Source organism: Cloacibacterium sp. (assembly GCF_047601505.1).
Lineage (GTDB): Bacteria > Bacteroidota > Bacteroidia > Flavobacteriales > Weeksellaceae > Cloacibacterium.
Genome location: NZ_JASGJD010000001.1, coordinates 3,062,654 through 3,079,795, shown reverse-complemented (window position 1 = coordinate 3,079,795; position 17,142 = coordinate 3,062,654). Strand labels below are relative to the sequence as shown.

The 17,142-nt window shown below is 31.5% G+C and carries 15 protein-coding genes and 1 tRNA gene; 11 read left to right on the top strand and 5 right to left on the bottom strand.

From position 1 onward, the window contains the following. Positions 1-23: 23 nt before the first annotated feature. Positions 24-458 carry a type I restriction enzyme HsdR N-terminal domain-containing protein gene (locus tag QM746_RS13935; protein ID WP_414984780.1) on the bottom strand — a complete coding sequence of 145 codons (435 nt, stop codon included), beginning with the start codon at positions 456-458 and terminating at the stop codon, positions 24-26. A gap of 2 nt (positions 459-460) precedes the next feature. On the opposite strand from QM746_RS13935, the gene holA reads away from it, so the two are divergent. The 3 genes from holA (at position 461) to trxB (ending at position 5,095) form a co-directional block, all read left to right on the top strand. Beyond that, on the top strand, positions 461-1,492 hold the full coding sequence (gene holA, locus QM746_RS13930) for a DNA polymerase III subunit delta (protein ID WP_414984779.1): 1,032 nt from the start codon (positions 461-463) through the stop codon (positions 1,490-1,492). Positions 1,493-1,666: 174 nt separating this feature from the next. Then, positions 1,667-3,916: a cation:proton antiporter gene (locus tag QM746_RS13925; protein ID WP_414984778.1), complete on the top strand. Its 2,250-nt coding sequence runs from the start codon at positions 1,667-1,669 to the stop codon at positions 3,914-3,916. 237 nt (positions 3,917-4,153) lie between these two features. Continuing rightward, complete coding sequence (gene trxB / locus QM746_RS13920; RefSeq protein WP_374364657.1) at positions 4,154-5,095, top strand: thioredoxin-disulfide reductase; 942 nt, start codon at positions 4,154-4,156, stop codon at positions 5,093-5,095. Between the two features lie 83 nt (positions 5,096-5,178). On the opposite strand, the gene QM746_RS13915 is transcribed toward trxB, so the two are convergent. From QM746_RS13915 to QM746_RS13900, 4 genes are all read right to left on the bottom strand, one after another. Further along, the gene (locus QM746_RS13915) at positions 5,179-6,000 is read right to left on the bottom strand and encodes a YoaK family protein (RefSeq protein WP_414984777.1); all 822 of its coding nucleotides are present in this window, start codon (positions 5,998-6,000) and stop codon (positions 5,179-5,181) included. Positions 6,001-6,030: 30 nt separating this feature from the next. After that, the gene (locus tag QM746_RS13910; protein ID WP_414984776.1) at positions 6,031-6,522 is read right to left on the bottom strand and encodes a hypothetical protein; all 492 of its coding nucleotides are present in this window, start codon (positions 6,520-6,522) and stop codon (positions 6,031-6,033) included. Positions 6,523-6,650: 128 nt separating this feature from the next. Continuing rightward, the gene (locus tag QM746_RS13905) at positions 6,651-8,042 is read right to left on the bottom strand and encodes an ATP-binding protein (protein WP_414984775.1); all 1,392 of its coding nucleotides are present in this window, start codon (positions 8,040-8,042) and stop codon (positions 6,651-6,653) included. 3 nt (positions 8,043-8,045) lie between these two features. After that, entirely contained in the window at positions 8,046-8,744 is a 699-nt protein-coding gene (locus QM746_RS13900; RefSeq protein WP_414984774.1) for a response regulator transcription factor, read from the bottom strand. A 313-nt stretch (positions 8,745-9,057) separates the two neighbouring features. Between QM746_RS13900 and QM746_RS13895 the strand changes: the two genes are divergently transcribed. The 8 genes from QM746_RS13895 to QM746_RS13860 all read left to right on the top strand — a co-directional run bounded on the left by QM746_RS13895 (position 9,058) and on the right by QM746_RS13860 (position 16,894). After that, positions 9,058-9,142: transfer RNA gene (locus QM746_RS13895), tRNA-Ser, on the top strand. Positions 9,143-9,396: 254 nt separating this feature from the next. Beyond that, on the top strand, positions 9,397-10,635 hold the full coding sequence (locus QM746_RS13890; RefSeq protein WP_414984773.1) for a site-specific integrase: 1,239 nt from the start codon (positions 9,397-9,399) through the stop codon (positions 10,633-10,635). 353 nt (positions 10,636-10,988) lie between these two features. Beyond that, positions 10,989-11,906 (top strand): helix-turn-helix transcriptional regulator, encoded by a 918-nt coding sequence (locus QM746_RS13885; protein WP_414984772.1) that lies wholly within the window; start codon positions 10,989-10,991, stop codon positions 11,904-11,906. A gap of 120 nt (positions 11,907-12,026) precedes the next feature. Next, the gene (locus QM746_RS13880) at positions 12,027-12,527 is read left to right on the top strand and encodes a M15 family metallopeptidase (RefSeq protein WP_414984771.1); all 501 of its coding nucleotides are present in this window, start codon (positions 12,027-12,029) and stop codon (positions 12,525-12,527) included. Positions 12,528-12,676: 149 nt separating this feature from the next. Then, positions 12,677-13,717: a patatin-like phospholipase family protein gene (locus tag QM746_RS13875; RefSeq protein WP_414984770.1), complete on the top strand. Its 1,041-nt coding sequence runs from the start codon at positions 12,677-12,679 to the stop codon at positions 13,715-13,717. Between the two features lie 382 nt (positions 13,718-14,099). Continuing rightward, positions 14,100-14,282 (top strand): hypothetical protein, encoded by a 183-nt coding sequence (locus QM746_RS13870; protein WP_414984769.1) that lies wholly within the window; start codon positions 14,100-14,102, stop codon positions 14,280-14,282. 18 nt (positions 14,283-14,300) lie between these two features. Beyond that, positions 14,301-15,551: a hypothetical protein gene (locus QM746_RS13865; protein WP_414984768.1), complete on the top strand. Its 1,251-nt coding sequence runs from the start codon at positions 14,301-14,303 to the stop codon at positions 15,549-15,551. Between the two features lie 26 nt (positions 15,552-15,577). Continuing rightward, positions 15,578-16,894, top strand: a complete 1,317-nt coding sequence (locus QM746_RS13860; RefSeq protein ID WP_414984767.1) for a hypothetical protein — start codon at positions 15,578-15,580, stop codon at positions 16,892-16,894. Positions 16,895-17,142: the final 248 nt, after the last annotated feature.

Below are 17,142 nucleotides of genomic sequence, written 5' to 3'. Positions count from 1 at the left end.
TTATAATTTGTTGTAATTATCAGTTATAAATTTATAGGTTCAAAGATATATTTTCCGTTCTCAAATTTCGCAAAAATATGCTGATTTCCGTTACTTAAAATAATTTCTTTGGCTTCGATTACAGAATTATATCTTGCAATTTGTTCGAAGGTTTCTTGGGTAAGTTTTATGTGAGGAGCTTTTAATTCAACCAAAATTTTGGGCATTGTTTTTTCGGTAATTAAAAGGTCTATTCTTTTGGTAGTGCCGTTTAAATCTAGCTTTTTTTCTAGAATTAATGCAGAAGTTGCGTATTTTTTAACTTTGGTAAAATAGTGTACAAAATGCTGTCTTACCCATTCTTCGGGAGTGAGAACTAGCCACGATTTTCGAACAATATCATAAATAAAAAATGTATCTTTGTCTTTCTTGACATCAAAAACAAAATCTTCTTTAAAATTTAACTTAGGTAGCTGCATTAATGAAAGAGTTAGAACTAATTTTCAAAAATATTAAAAACAAAGAGTTTCTTCCTATTTATTTTTTCCACGGAGAAGAAGCTTATTACATAGATATTGCTGTAAAAGCACTAGAAAATGATGTGCTTACAGAAGACGAAAAAGCTTTTAACCAAACCGTAGTCTATGGCAAAGATACCAATTATAATGAGATTTTGGCACTTGCTAAGCAATATCCTATGATGGGAGATAAGCAATTGATTATTGTGAAAGAAGCTCAGGATTTGAAACTCAATGAAGAAGAAACTTCTTTGCTCGAAAAATATGTAGAAAATCCTGTAGAATCTACCATTTTGGTTTTTGCTCACAAACATAAAAAAGTAGATAGCCGAAAAAAAGTTTTCAAAGCTTTAGATAAAGCTAAAATGCTTTTTCACAGCGAGTCTGTAAAAGATTATAATCTTGCAAAGTGGATTGATGACGAAGCTCGAAATCTTCAAATAAAATTAGCGCCAGGAATTTCTCAGCTTTTGGCAGATTATTTGGGCAATGATTTGTCTAGAATTGCTAACGAGTTGAACAAAATGAAGTTGGTGCTAAAAGAAGGCGAAGTTTTAGATGGCAAATTGGTAGAGACTCATATTGGTATTTCTAAAGAATTTAATGTTTTTGAATTGCAAAAAGCACTCGGGAAAAGAGATGTAAATAATGCCTTTAAAATAGCTTTCTACATGGGAAAAAATCCGAAAACCAATCCTATTGTGATGACGATTGGGAATTTGTATAATTTCTTTAGCAATGTGGTTTTGTATCATACTGTTGCACATCAAAATCCTCAAACAATTGCTTCAGAATTGGGTGTAAATCCTTATTTTGTGAAAGATTTTGCTGAGGCGGCACGAAATTATCCTTTGAAATTTGCAACGAGAATTATTTCGGTTCTTAGAGAAATAGATTTAAAAAGTAAAGGCTTGGGGGCTGTAAATATGAACGAAGGAGAATTACTGAAAGAAATGGTTTATAAAATTTTGAATATCAATAATGTGAAAATGTAATTTTTTTCAAATTTTTATACAATCTATTTTATCTATTTCAGCTCTTTAATTTTTTTCATAAATAAGGCGAAAAATATTGAAATTTTCTAAAAAATTTATTTAAAGCAAGAGTTAACTTGTTATTTTGAAGTAAAAACGTTATTTTAGCAATAATTCGTTTTTATTATAAAATATATGGGACATTTACCAAAACTTATTGAAGATTTAGCATTAATATTGATTGTAGCTGCATTTGTAGTACTTATTTTTAGAAAAATTAAACAACCTTTAGTTTTAGGCTATATAATAGCAGGGTTCTTGGTAGGGCCTTATTTTAAATTAGTTCCAACTGTAGTAGATTATTCTAATGTAAAAACATGGGCAGAAATTGGAGTTATTTTTTTATTGTTCAGTTTGGGATTAGAATTTAGTTTTAAAAAACTATTGAATGTCGGAGGTTCTGCATCTATTACTGCATTTGTAGAAATTATTTTTATTACGATTGCTGGATATTTTGTAGGTAAAGCTTTAGGCTGGTCTACGATGGATAGTATTTTTCTTGGAGGAATGCTAGCTAGCTCTTCAACTACAATTATCATTAGAGCTTTCGATGAATTGGGAGTTAAAACAAAACAATTTGCTAGAACTGTTTTTGGAGTTTTGGTAGTAGAAGACATAGTGGTAATTTTATTAATGGTATTGCTTTCTACTATTGCAGTTACTAATCAATTTGAAGGAATGCAAATTGTTCTTACTGTTGTAAAACTTGTTTTCTTTTTAATTTTGTGGTTTGTCTTAGGTATTTTTCTATTACCGACTTTGTTTCAGAAGATTAGAAATCTAATTGATGACGAAATTTTATTAATATTATCCCTAGGACTATGTTTAGGTATGGTGTTATTAGCTACATCCGTAGGTTTTTCTGCTGAGCTGGGAGCTTTCATAATGGGATCAATAATTGCAGAAACTACAAAGGCTGAAAAAGTTGAGCATGTTTTTAAATCTGTTAAAGATCTTTTTGGAGCAGTATTTTTTATATCTGTGGGTATGATGATTGATCCAACGGCAATGTACACTTACGGATTACCAATTTTAGCCGTTACATTTCTTACTATTTTTGGTAAAATGTTTAGTTCTATAATTGGGGCTTTAATTTCTGGTCAACCACTTAAGCAATCCGTACAAGTAGGGATGAGTATGGCTCAAATTGGCGAATTTGCATTTATTGTTGCTACATTAGGTCTTTCGCTTGGCGTGATTTCTGATTTCTTATTTCCGATAGCGGTGGGAGTTTCTGCTATTACTACTTTTACTACACCATATCTTATAAAATTGTCTGAACCTACTTATTTATGGTTAGAAAAAGTAATTCCGCCTAAAATTTTGAAGAGGATTAATGGTTATTCGTCTGATGCTCAAAGTATTCAAGCAGAAAGTAATTGGAATAAAGTACTTAAAGAGTATGGCAGAATTATGATGATTAATGGAACAATTGTGGTAGGTCTAGTACTTGTTTTTTATAAGTTTGTAATTCCTTTTATATCTCTTAATATAGAAAATGAACATCTTCAAATGTTTATAAAAATTGTACTTCCTTTAATGATTTCTGGACCTTTTTTATGGGCTTTTATGGTGAAAAAACCCGAGTCTAAAAGCTATAAAGAACTTTGGTTAAGAAAAAAATATAACAGAGGTCCTTTATTGATTTTAGAAATTTTTAGATTTTCTGTTGGGATTTTGTTTTTAGGATTAATAATAGACAGATTAGGTTCTACTTGGGTTGCCTTTGCTATAATAATTCCTTTGGCAGTAATTTTTATGTATGTTTTTTCTAATAGGATAAATAGGTTTTATAAAAATATTGAAAATAGATTCATTACAAATTTTAATCAGCGAGAAACAAATGCTGAAGCTCAAAAAGATCCTCTTATTAAAAAGAATAAAGAGTTGTTTGGAGGACTCGCTACATGGGATATTCATATTGTAGAGTTACAAGTACATCCGTTAGCAGAATATGTAGGAATACCTCTTCATAAATTGCAATGGAGAGAACAGTATGGAATTAATATTGCATATATAAAACGTGGTGATAAATTAATTCATACACCAGATCATAATCAAATATTATTTCCCTATGACCGTGTTGGGATTATATCTACAGATGATCAGATAAATGTTTTTAAACCAGTTTTTGATGCTTCTGAAGTACTAAATGACGAAATGCAAATTGAGAAAGTTAAACTTAAAAAGATTCTTATTAAAGATTACTCAAAATTGAAAGGAAAATCTATAAAAGACAGTGGGATAAGAGCTCAAACAAATGGATTAGTAATAGCAATTATAAGAGGTGAAGAACGTTTTTTTAATCCTGAATCTGATACAATTTTACAAGTGGATGATATTATTTGGGTTGTTGGTGATAAAGAAAAATTAGAGGTTTTTTAATATATCCAACAAGGAAATTGTTTTCTCTTTTGAAGTATCGTAGAAACTGTCTATCAAAAATTAATATTGATAAAATTCATCATTTTAAATCTGAAAAAATGATAATTTATTGCGACTTTTGCATCGCTTTTCTTAACTTATTATTCTAATATTTGAAAATTAAAAGAATCTAAGGATATTAAATTTTAGGATAAAAGAACAAGCTTAAATAAAAAATGTAAAAATATTTTCAAATTTATGGAAAACAACATATTAGATTGCGTAATCATTGGCTCAGGTCCTTCAGGTTATACAGCAGCTATTTATGCCGCTAGAGCAGACCTAAAGCCAGAATTATTTACAGGTTTAGAACCTGGCGGACAATTAACTACTACCACAGAAGTTGATAATTTCCCAGGCTATCCTAATGGAATTACTGGCCCTGAAATGATGATGGATTTACAAAAACAAGCAGAAAGATTTGATACAAAAGTTCACTACGAACTTATTACCAAAGCAGAGTTTTCTACAGAAGTTGGTGGTGTACACAAACTTTGGGCTGGCGAAAAAGAAATTCTTGCTAAAACTGTAATTATCTCTACTGGTGCTACCGCTAAATATCTTGGTTTAGAAGACGAGAAAAAGTATTCTGGAGGCGGTGTTTCTGCGTGTGCAACTTGTGACGGATTTTTCTATAAAGGCAAAGATGTAGTAGTGGTAGGTGCAGGAGATACAGCGGCAGAAGAAGCTACTTACTTAGCTAATCTTTGTGCTAAAGTAACATTATTGGTAAGAAAAGACCATTTTCGTGCATCTAAAGCAATGGTTCACAGAGTGGAAAATACACCAAATATTGAAGTGAAATTTAACCACGAATTAATCGCTATTGAAGGAGAAAACAGTTTAGTTGAAAGAGCTGTTGTAATTAATAACAAAACGCAAGAAACCTCTAAAATAGATGTTCACGGTATTTTTATTGCAATTGGTCATAAGCCAAATACAGATATTTTTGTTGGTCAAATTACATTAGACGAAAACGGATATATCGTTACCGAAAAAGGTTCTTCTAGAACTAATCTTCCAGGAGTTTTTGCAGCTGGTGATGTTCAGGATCATATTTACAGACAAGCTATTACTGCTGCTGGTAGTGGCTGTATGGCGGCTATAGATGCTGAAAGATATTTGATGGAATTGAAATAAAGTTTTACAACATTATAAAGCAAAACTCCCTTTGAATTGAATTTCTTAGGGAGTTTTTTTAATTGAAATGAAGAGGTTAAATTTTAATCTTCGAAAGCAAATTTTGTTTTCTGCTTTCTTTTTTCATAAAATTTGAAATAAATAACGGCTAAAATTGTTGGCTTGTTATATATTCTATGATAACGATATTGCGTCTGGAAATGTCTTATGTTTATTTTGTAAAAATCATATCCAATTACAATAAGAAGACAGAAACAGATGATATAAAACACCGTGAATTCGAGGTGGTAATAAGTAAGCCCCGAGAAAACAGCTCCTGCGACATACGCAATCATAATGCTTAATAGAAGTTTTGCTCTTCCAATTAATGCAGGATTTTTTCTGTATTCTTTTTGCGTAAACATAGAGAATAAAATTCCTAAATCTGTAGTTGTACCTGTTAAGTGTGTCGTTTTTACAGAAAAATTAGAAATACTCGCAGTTAATCCGTTTTGTAAACCTGTTGCAAATAACATTAATGCAACTAAAAATTGGGTTTCTGGTAATGTATTCTTATAATAATTTTGACCGTAAATTCCTACAAATAGCAAGCATAATATTTCTAAAAAAATGGGTAATGCGTGCGCTAAATACTGACTTTTTTTATTGATGTTGATGACAATAAAGTTTGATAAAAAACCACCAAAAAAGAATAGAAAAATCCATCCGGCTACAATAAAAGCTTGAGACCAGTTTCCTTTACTCAATTCGTTAGACAATATAGCGTAGTGTCCCGTTACGTTAGAAGTAAAATTTAAAAATATAATTAACGATGCTATATTTATAGTTCCGGCAGTAAATGCGGTAAGTGCTCCAAGTTTTATATTATCTCCTAATGTTCTGCTGTTACTAAAATTTCTTAGCATAATGTAATTTTTTAATTGTTAAAAAAAATTCTAAGCGAAAACCTTTGCCAAAATTCCTTTTTCAATTACAGATTTAGGAATTTCAGTAATAATTTCTGTAGATTTCAATGTTTTACATTTTTTAATGTAAGGAATGAGATTGAATTTCTTATTTGTGTTTTTCTCTATCAAAGAATTGCAATAGTATGCTTCTTCTATTTTTTTAGCATTAATATAATTATCAAAAACTCTTTGGAAATACCCCGTGTAAACATCACAAATAATTCTGTTTATTAAATGAGGATATTTATTTTTAATAATATTATAAGCATCACAGAACTCCTGAGACCTAATTTCTGATAAAATTTTGCCTTTGCTATTGAAAAGTAATGTGCTAATAGAATCTCCTGTTTCGTATCCCGAAACTAAGTAAATATCGTATTTGCAGTCGTTATTTTCTGTGTTTTTCTCTGCGAGAACTTTTTTTAGAGTGATTAAAGATTCTAAAGAAAAGTCGGTGTAGATTAAAAGTGCTTTAGTCATATTTTTAGATTTATAAGTGTTATTTTTTTTACACTACAAAACTAAAGTGACCAAATTAGAATCTTTTTGGAATGAAATTAAAATGTAATTAGAGAGATTAAAATGAGATTAAAATTTTAGTTTATGTCTTATTCTGAAACAGAATATATCGGAAATCTAACCTGAACCGTAGTGCCAACATTGATGATGGAAGATACATTAAGCTCGCCATTGTGCATTTTTATAATATTTCTGGCTAATGGCAAGCCGATTCCGTAACCTTCGAAATTTCGGGTGTTAGAAGCTCTGAAAAATGGGTCGTAGATTTTGTCCATTTCGGTTTCTGGGATGCCAATTCCGTTATCTTTTATCACTACATAAACATGATGGTCTGATGCGCCCAAAGAAACTCTCACTTGCTCGAAATTAGAATATTTGCAAGCGTTATTGATGATATTTGCGATAGCTAAGTGTAATAATTGTTCGTTGGCAAAAACTTTTAATTTCTTAGGATTATCTGGCAACATGCTAATGTCCATGTAAATATTATTCTTAGAATTAATTCTTCTAAGAGTTTCGGTAACATCCCAAAGCAATTGGTCTATTCTGGTTTTCTCCATTTTCTGAATTTTCCCATCGAAACCCGTTTGTGCAATCATTAAAAGAGCATTTATTTTTCGGTCTAACTTTTCTGCTTCATGCAAAATAATTTCTAAAGTTTCTTTGTAAGCTTCGTTCGTTCTCTTCATAGAAAGTGCTACGTCTGCTTCTCCCATTATGGAAGTGAGCGGAGTTCTTAATTCGTGAGAAACATTCCCGATAAGATGATTCTGCGTTTCGAAAGATGTCTCAATTCGGTTTAGCATATCATTAAAAGTTTCTACCAATTCGTTTAGTTCTTTGTTTGCTGGTTGGTTTTCTAATCTCAAATGAAGATTTTCAGAACTTATTTGTTTTACTTTTCCTGTAATTACAGAAATTGGCTTAAATAGACTTTTGGAAAGATAGAACGAAAATATCATACTGAACAACAGCGACAAAACCATGCAAATGACCAAAGTTTGTTTTAAATAGCCCAAATAATCTATCACATAATGATTTTTGGCTGAGGCAATAGCGATGTAATCTTTATTATTGATTTTGAAAATCTGACCGATGTAGAATAATTCATCATCATTATAATTTGCTTCGCCAATGTTGATAATATTATTGAAAAAACTTTTCGGAATTTTAGTTTTTGAAGCAATAGCAGTGAAATCTTTGTTTCTCGGAACTTCAAAAATGAAATCTTTTTCCATCGGAAGTTCTAATTCGGCATTATTGATGAGATTTTTACTTTCTGTAAGCTTTAATTGTTCTTTATTTTTTTCAATTTGAGCAATGGTAGTGGTTCTTACTTTTAATAATTCATAAAAACGTTGGTGCGAAAAATTAACAATAGAAAAGTAAACAAAACCACTAAATAACAAAATAATAGTGGAAAAAACCAGCATGAGCAGAAGCATGGTTTTGGTTTGGTTGGTAGTAACTTTTCTAAACATAAATTAAGGCTTTTTTAGTACATATCCCATTCCTATTACGGTGTGGATAATTTTATTTTCTTCTTGGTTATCTAATTTTTTTCTCAAATAATTTACATAAACATCTACTACGTTGGTTCCCAATTCGTAGTTTACGCCCCAAACGGCGTCTAAGATTTCAGCTCTAGAAATTACTTTTTCAGGATTATTTAAAAAATAGAGAAGAAGTTTGTATTCGGTAGAAGTAAGAGAGATTTCTTCGCCACCGCGAATTACTTTTTTGGTGTAATCATTTACTGTTACATCAGAAAACTGATAAATGTTTTCATTAATTACTTCTGTTGTTTCTAAATTATTTTGATGGCTTCTTCTTAATAAAGATTTAATTCGGGCAACCAATTCTATAAATTTAAATGGTTTTACCAAATAATCGTCTCCGCCACTTTCTAATCCTAATACAATGTTTTCGGACGAACTTAAAGCTGTAAGAAACAAAATTGGGATGTTTTTATTGTTTTTTCTTATTTCTTTACAAACGTCTAAACCATTAATGCCAGGAAGCATAATGTCTAAAATAATTAAATCAAAATCATTTTCTTCTACCATGCTAATCCCCGTATTTCCGTCAAAAGCTACAGAAACTTCAAAATCTAATTCTTGTAAACCTTTTTTGATAAAAGAAACCACACTAGATTCGTCTTCTATTAGGATTATTTTTTTCATAAAATTAAAATAATAAGCAACTAAAAATGTTGAAAAATTTTATCGTTTGCGACAAAAATACAATATAAGTTTCAAAAAAAGTATCAAAAATAACATGTATGCACCGAATCTATTATCAGATTTTCTTTCAAGTAACATCGTTTTTTTAGAAATTTATAGTGATTGAAGTACCATAAATAGACGTTTTTTGCCTTTAAATGAAAATTTTTCAATTGATTATAAGATGATTAAAAAAATACTTAAAAAAATATTTGCTCGAAATATAAAAGAGTAGTATATTTGCACCACTGAAAACGTAACAATAACGTTTAAGGGAGAGTTGGCAGAGTGGTCGATTGCGGCAGTCTTGAAAACTGTTGACTGTAACAGGTCCGGGGGTTCGAATCCCTCACTCTCCGCTAGTTGGGAAACCAAAATAAGCTAAAACGCTGTAAATATCAATGTTTACAGCGTTTTTTATTTTAGCGCAGGTATCAAAAAAAATCAAAATAGGTCACTATTTACATGACCTATTTAGTGACCTATCGTTAAAATGTCAAAATAGGTCACTAAAATCTCTGGAAAACCCGACTAATAGGCAGTCTAACGGTTGTACATCTTGCAAAAAGTGGTAACAAAAAGTAAATTATTAAACAATTAAAGTTATCACAACATGAACAAAACATTCAACCTACTATTCTTTATAAAAAAGAATAAAATCAGAACAAACGGAACGGCTCCAATCTACTTACGAATCACGATAGATGGCAAGGCAGCGGAGATTGCAGCAAAAAGGTATATCGACCCAAAGAAATGGGATAATAAAGCTCACAAAGCTGTAGGTAATAGTCAAGAAGCTAAAATACTGAACGCTTACCTTAAAACTTTGGAACAACAAGTTTACGATTTCCATTACTTGATGCTGAAAGAAGAAGACTTTGTAACGGCAGAGAGTTTAAAATCTAAACTGCTTGGAACTGATGTTAGCACAAGAATGCTCATTCCGATTTTTCAGGAACATAATGATAAAGTAGAAGCATTGGTGGGGCAGGATTTTGCTCCCGGTACATTAGAACGATACAAAACTTCTTTAAAACATACACAGGAGTTTCTAAATTGGAAGTACAAAGTTTCAGATATTGACATTACAAAAATCGATCACGTTTTTATAATGGATTATGACTTTTGGCTTCGTAGTGTGCGTAAATGTGCTAATAATACAGCAGTAAAATATATCAAGAATTTCAAAAAAATTATTCGTTTATGTATGGCGAACGGTTGGTTATCAAAAGATCCTTTTCTGGGTTACAAAGCAAAACTTAAAGTAGTAGAACGTCCATATCTTACCAAGGAGGAAATTCAGGCTATTTATGAAAAGGAATTTGCATCAGATAGATTGAATCAAGTACGAGATATTTTTCTTTTCAGTTGCTATACCGGTCTTGCTTATGTGGATGTAAAGCAATTATCGAAATCTAACATTAATATTGGGATTGATGGTGATCAATGGATTTTTACACGTCGTCAAAAAACTGATACTTCAACAAGAGTTCCATTATTGCCTTTGGCTCAGGAGTTGGTTTTAAAGTATGAAAATCATCCCCAATGTGTCAATTCGGATGTTCTGTTTCCTATTCTCAGCAATCAGAAAATGAATTCTTATCTTAAAGAAATTGCGAGCATTTGTGGAATTAATAAAGATTTGACATTTCATATCGCAAGACATACTTTTGCCACTACAGTTACTTTGTCTAATGGTGTTCCTATTGAAAGTGTAAGTAAAATGCTTGGGCATACTAATATTAAAACTACTCAGCATTATGCTAAAATTTTGGATAAGAAAGTGAGTGATGATATGTCAGTTTTGAGAAATGTTCTGCAAAAGGAAGAAGCGTTAAGAAATTTAGGTTAGCAGTGAATTATTATGAATGATTTTATAGCAAAAAATAGTTTTCATTAGATTTATACTTGTTAGAAATACATTCAACATCTCGATTAATTTTATTATAGAACTTTAGGAGTGGGGAAGGTCTATAAGGTATCTCTGCCTATGGAGACTGAGTAAAATTTGGGATTATATTGACTGATATTAGCTATACTACAACTATACTATAACTATACTACAAATGTTTATTTTTGCCGTTCTAAAATTAACTGTAAGAATAAGAAAGTGAGGAAATTTTTTTAAAAGAAAATTTAATACGACAAGTTTTGTCGTATTTGGTAATTATCTTTGTATAAAGAAAAAAATAAAGACTCAAGACCATGAAAAAGGACTTCTTTTTGGCGCGTTATGCTTTAATTATTAAACGACTAGAGCGTTCACCAGCAACTTATGAAGAAATTGAAAAATTTTTGCTAGATTCCAGAGAGTTTCAAGATGCTAATGTTTATCAATATTCTATTAGGACACTACAAAGAGATTTAAAAGATATCAATTCTCTGTTTAACTTAGTGATTCAAAATAAGAAAAAAGGAGACAACAGGTATTTTATCGAGAGCAGACCTATAATGGAAGTGGATGAATATAACCAAAGACTTCTAGAATCTTATCAAATTATTAATGCCATTAATACCTATCCCGATTTTGCAGATTATGTTTTTTTAGAGCCCAGAAAACCCAGAGGAATAGACTCTTTTTATGATTTGCTTTTTGCCATCAGAAATAAAAAAGTAGTTGAATTTGAGCATTATAGTTTCCTCAACCAAAAAACCACCAAAAGGAAAGTACATCCTTTGGCTTTAAAAGAATCTAAAGACCGATGGTATCTTATTGCAGTGGACACGAAAGACAAAAAGACAAAATCTTTTGGTTTGGACAGAATAAAATATCTGGATGTTTATAAGGCATCATATAAAGAGTGTTATAAAATTGATGTAAAAGAACATTTTAAAAACGCTTTTGGAGTAATGAATTTAGAAGAGCAAAAGCCTCAAAAAATCGTTTTAGAATGTACCAAGCAACAAGCCGAATACATCAAGAGTTTTCCGCTTCATTCTACTCAAGAGCTGGTTTCGGAAACGCCTGAAAAAGTTGTTTTTGAGCTATGTATTCATCCAACCTACGATTTTATGCAAGAAATTCTTTCTTACGGAAAAGAAGTAAAAGTTTTAGAGCCACAATGTCTTATAGACGACATTAAAATTCATCTTCAAGAAAGTATAAAAAATTATTTTTCGTAAAAACTTTTTTCTCAATAACATCCGCCCCCAAAAGGCGGATTTTTTTATTTCTTTTTTTAATACGACGAGTTTTGGCGCAGCGAAAAAATAGTTTTGTCCCACTAACAAAATATTAAAAAAATGGACAAAATTACTCAACAAAGAATTGCAAAACTTCATCCCAAAGTAAGAGCTGAAGTTACCGAAATCATTAAACAATGTGATAAAGCATTGCAAGGAAGAGCAAAAATAAGAATTACACAAGGGTTAAGAACCTTTGAAGAGCAAGAATTGCTCTACGCCAAAGGCAGACTTACCAAAGAACCAAAAGTTACCAATGCCAAAGCTGGACAAAGCATCCATAATTATGGATTAGCAGTTGATATTTGCCTCATTGTAGATGGAAAAGCTGCCAGTTGGGACACCAAAAAAGATTGGGATGGCGATAAAATAGCCGATTGGTATGAATGTGTAAAAATATTTGCCAAAAACGGTTGGGACTGGGGCGGAAATTGGTTGAAATTTAAAGATTTGCCCCATTTTGAGCGCAGACATTTACCTAGTTCTAAAGGTGTAGTAAAAACCTCTTGGCGAAATCTTTTTAAAATGAAACGTGACAAAGATGGTTACGTAGTTTTCTAAAAATAAATTTTAATACGACGAGTTTTGGCGTTGCTGGGTTCTAGATTTGCTTTACCAAATTACAAAGTATAACTAGAGTGAAAGTTAGGAATTGCTTCGTTGCACTCGCAATGACAATGCTTCACTTTCGTTCGCAATGACACAAATTTATGAGCAAAAAAATTACTATTCTTTCTCTAGACGGAGGAGGAATACGGGGGATTATCCCTTGTATTATTTTAAAATATATAGAAGAACAACTTCAACAAAAAGACAATCCCAATTTGAAACTGGGAGACTATTTTGACCTGATTGCTGGGAGCAGCACCGGTGGAATTTTGGCTTCTATTTTACTTTATCCTGATGGAAATAAAAAAGCCAAATTTTCTATCCAAAAAGCATTTGAATTGTATTCTGAAAAAGGAGAAGACATTTTCAGTGTTGGATTTTGGGAAAGGCTGGTAAATCCTTTTGGCCTTTTCAGCGAAAAAATTTCTGAAGAAGAATTAGAAAAGCATCTTTTAGACTTTTTTGGAAATTTGGAACTAAAAGATTTAGCAAAACCTTCATTGATTACTGCTTATGATATTGAAAATAGAAAGGCTCAACTTTTTAATTCTTGGGATGCACAATTGCCTACCAATAATTTTTTGGTAAGAGATATTTGTAGAGCAACTTCGGCGGCGCCTACTTATTTTTCTCCTGCTAAAATAAAATCGGTTTACGGACAATATTTCAGTTTGATAGACGGAGGTTTATTTGCGAATAATCCTGCACTTTGTGCGTATGCCGAAGCCAGAAAAATTCCATTTGCAGAGGTATTAAGGTCTCATTTTAAACCCAATAGACCTTCGGTAAATGATATGATGATTGTTTCTGTAGGAACAGGTTCAGAAACCAAACCTTATTCATACAAAAATCTTGAAAATGCAGGGAAGATAAAGTGGATAAGTCCAGTAATTGATATTTTGATGTCATCAAATGCAGAAACGGTAGATTATCAACTTTCGCAAATGTTTCAAACTTTGGGAAACCGCAATCAAAAGAATTATTATCGATTGAATCCTTCGCTTAAAAATGCTTCACCAGAAATGGATAATGTGAAACAGGATAATTTGGATGCTTTAATCCAAGCTGGACTTTCCTATGTAAACGAAAATAAAGAAACATTGAATCAAATCGTTCAAAAATTAATTAAAAACAAAGTTTAATACGACAAGTTTTGTCGCATTCGCAGTATATCTTTGATGCAGAGAAAAACACAAAAACAAAAAACACAAATGATGATTTTCTCAAAAATAAATTTGTTGCAACACGTTTTGGCGTCACTGCAAATTACCTTTGAAACATCAACATAAAACACCAAATCACAATTATTATGAAAAGAAAATTTCTAAAAATCTTGTTCGAGCAAGCCGTCTTGTTCGTTAGAGAAAAACTCTTTAAAAAGAAAGAGAAAAGCGCTTAGTTAACTAAAATTTTTACGATTACCAGTATTAAAATCGACACTTAAAAGTGACTCGAACAGCATAAAATATGCACCAAAATCACAAATTTTTCTAGAAAAAATGTTTAACCAAAAATCACGAAAACATGAAAACATCTGAAAAAGTTCCTGATGTTTTTCAGGAAAAAGAAATCACAAAACAATCATTAACCGAAGAAGAAAAACAAGAACTCCATATAGAAGATGAGTTGCAAGAAATGGAATTGTTTTTCTCCAAAGAATTTGATGAGATGGAATTGAGATTCCAAGATTATGAAATTATTTATTAACCACAAAAAATTAAAAAAATGAAATCAAAACAAGAACTAAAAAAAGTCTTCGAAAACGGAGACAAGCCCAGACAAGAAGATTTCTGGGAATGGCAAGACTCTTATTGGCATAAAGAGGAAGATATTATACCTGCAAATAGAGTAGATCTATCTGGAAAAGCAGATCTAGTTAATGGAAAAGTTCCATCGGAGCAACTACCAAGTTATGTAGATGATATTTTAGAATATGAAACTTTAGAATTATTTCCAACGCAAGGAGAAATGGGTAAACTATTTCTAGCAAAAAATTCTAACAAACTTTATAGATGGAGTGGTTCGCAATATGTAGATATTACTTCTTCTGAAGTTGATACATTAGATAGTGTCACACTAAGAGGAAATATTTCTTCAGTACCAATAAACATCAAAGATCCGCTAAATGCTACATTAAACTACTATATTGGTTATGAAAGGGAAAATGGAACGGCTAAGCCTTCAGCTAATATTTATTTTGGGGGTATGTCAGGGAACGCAACGGGAGGAGGTAATACCTCTCTTTCAGCAGGAGGTTTAAAGGGTTTAACAACAGGGTATTATAACACTGCAATAGGTGGTGATTCTTTAAATGGTTTAACAACAGGTATTGGAAATGTTGCATTAGGAGGTTCAATGACAATGGGAATAGATATTACTGGGAAAGGGAATGTGGCAATTGGTATATCTGCGTTAAATATGTTAACTGAAGGAAATAGAAATATAGGCATTGGAACTGGAGCCGCAGCATATATAACTTCTGGAACTGACAATATTGTTATTGGCTATTCTGCTGCGTTAGGATTGAAAACAGGTAAGAATAATATTTTTATTGGAAATGGCTCTGGTGGGCAAACAACTTCTTCAACACCAGATGTTAATAATAAATTGTGTATTGAAAGTAGACCATATACAACTTCTTCTAATTTTTGGGACAGCAGAGTGTCACCATATTTAACAGATTATAAAAAAGGTTTAATTTCTGGAGATTTTTTAGTTAGAGAAGTTAATATTGATGGAATATTCTCACAAACACCATCTAGAATTCCTAATGCTACAGGGGATAATATGTATACCAAAAACATCGTAGCAAAACCAGATGGAACTTATGGTTGGGAAGATAAAAAAACTTTAGAAATTAATGTTTCTAAAAATTCCGTTTTCCCTTCTACTCCGATTGCAGGTGATTTATTTTTTAATACCACAGATAATAAGCATTATGGTTTTGATGGAACCAACTGGAATGCTCTTTACTAATATTTTAATTACAAAAACAATTATTTATGAAATCAAAACAAGAACTAAAAAAAGTCTTCGAAAACGGAGACAAGCCCAGACAGGAAGATTTCTGGGAATGGCAAGACTCATATTGGCATAAAGAAGATAGTATTCCTATTGAAAAAATTGAGGAAGCCATTTTAAATGGTGATTTTAAATTATTCAATACGCTAGATAATGAAATAGCACAATCATCAAATGTACAATCTGTTTCTATGCCGGCAAATCTTCCTTCTGGGGTCTCAGGTAATTTAGATGCTTTGGTATTCAATAATTTTTCAGGCAATTTAGAGCTTCCTGCAAACTATAACGTAGGAAGTGATTATTGGGTTTATATTCATTGTACCAATTATAGTAAAGGGACTTGGGGTTATACCAATATTGATGGGAATGCTGACAGTGGAAATGATAATACTTTTACAACAAGTAGAATAATTACAGCAAAAGGCATTGGAGGGTTTACATTAGAGTTGGTAAATAATTTCTCAGGCACATTAGAAATTAAGCTATTAGAATTTATTGGAAATACCACAAAATCCAGAGCAATTCTTATGGATAGTAATGGAGAACGTTCTGTAGAGCTAAGATGGGGAAAAAAAGGTGAAGGTAATATTGCTATTGGAAATAATAGTGCATCAAATAATCTTAATGCAAAAGGGAATATTTCTATTGGTGAAGATGCTATGAAATATAATAGAATAGGAAGTTTCAATACATTTATAGGGTATAAAGCTGCAAGTAATGCTGAAATGAACTATGGTGTAGCAGTGGGACAATCAGCACTTCAAAACTCAAGAGGTACAGCTAATACAGCAGTGGGAAGCGCAGCTTTAATAAAGGCATTTGACGCAAGATTTAATACTTCTATGGGAAATATTTCTGGGATGAGTTTAATAAGCGGAGAAGTAAACGTTTTTTTTGGTCATGCTTCAGGGCCATATATAACTAAAGGTATTGGAAATATTTTTTTAGGAGCTAATGCAGGGCAGAATATTACAGAATCAAATAGAAGTATTTTCATTGGTCATTTCTCTCAAGGTAAATTAGCCGTATCTAATAATGAGATAGTTATTGGCTCCTCCTTGACAGGGAACGGAGATAATACAGTTACCCTTGGAAATGATTCTATTACTTCTAGTTATTTAAAAGGCAAAATTATTTTGAATGAAAGGTTAAAATTAAAAAGCTATACTAAATCACAAAGAAATGTGCTTTCTAATAAAGAAATAGGAGAAATGATTTGGCAAACAGACAATGGTAATTCAGGAATTAGAGTGTTTGATGGCACCAATTGGCTTGCTGTTCAAACAACGATTGATTAGAACCACTTTACTCAAAAATTAATTAAAAACAAAGTTTAATACGACAAGTTTTGTCGCATTCGCAGTATATCTTTGATGCAGAGAAAAACACAAAAAACAAAAACACAAATGATGATTTTTTCTCAAAAATAAATTTGTTACGACACGTTTTGGCGTCTCTGCAAATTACCTTTGAAACATCAACATAAAACACCAAATCACAATTATTATGAAAAGAAAATTTCTAAAAATCTTGTTCGAGCAAGCCG

Coding starts and splice junctions, on each gene's coding strand:
- QM746_RS13935 (WP_414984780.1), bottom strand. CDS start 458: ATGCAGCTACCTAAGTTAAATTTTAAAGAAGATTTTGTTTTTGATGTC.
- holA (WP_414984779.1), top strand. CDS start 461: ATGAAAGAGTTAGAACTAATTTTCAAAAATATTAAAAACAAAGAGTTT.
- QM746_RS13925 (WP_414984778.1), top strand. CDS start 1,667: ATGGGACATTTACCAAAACTTATTGAAGATTTAGCATTAATATTGATT.
- trxB (WP_374364657.1), top strand. CDS start 4,154: ATGGAAAACAACATATTAGATTGCGTAATCATTGGCTCAGGTCCTTCA.
- QM746_RS13915 (WP_414984777.1), bottom strand. CDS start 6,000: ATGCTAAGAAATTTTAGTAACAGCAGAACATTAGGAGATAATATAAAA.
- QM746_RS13910 (WP_414984776.1), bottom strand. CDS start 6,522: ATGACTAAAGCACTTTTAATCTACACCGACTTTTCTTTAGAATCTTTA.
- QM746_RS13905 (WP_414984775.1), bottom strand. CDS start 8,042: ATGTTTAGAAAAGTTACTACCAACCAAACCAAAACCATGCTTCTGCTC.
- QM746_RS13900 (WP_414984774.1), bottom strand. CDS start 8,744: ATGAAAAAAATAATCCTAATAGAAGACGAATCTAGTGTGGTTTCTTTT.
- QM746_RS13890 (WP_414984773.1), top strand. CDS start 9,397: ATGAACAAAACATTCAACCTACTATTCTTTATAAAAAAGAATAAAATC.
- QM746_RS13885 (WP_414984772.1), top strand. CDS start 10,989: ATGAAAAAGGACTTCTTTTTGGCGCGTTATGCTTTAATTATTAAACGA.
- QM746_RS13880 (WP_414984771.1), top strand. CDS start 12,027: ATGGACAAAATTACTCAACAAAGAATTGCAAAACTTCATCCCAAAGTA.
- QM746_RS13875 (WP_414984770.1), top strand. CDS start 12,677: ATGAGCAAAAAAATTACTATTCTTTCTCTAGACGGAGGAGGAATACGG.
- QM746_RS13870 (WP_414984769.1), top strand. CDS start 14,100: ATGAAAACATCTGAAAAAGTTCCTGATGTTTTTCAGGAAAAAGAAATC.
- QM746_RS13865 (WP_414984768.1), top strand. CDS start 14,301: ATGAAATCAAAACAAGAACTAAAAAAAGTCTTCGAAAACGGAGACAAG.
- QM746_RS13860 (WP_414984767.1), top strand. CDS start 15,578: ATGAAATCAAAACAAGAACTAAAAAAAGTCTTCGAAAACGGAGACAAG.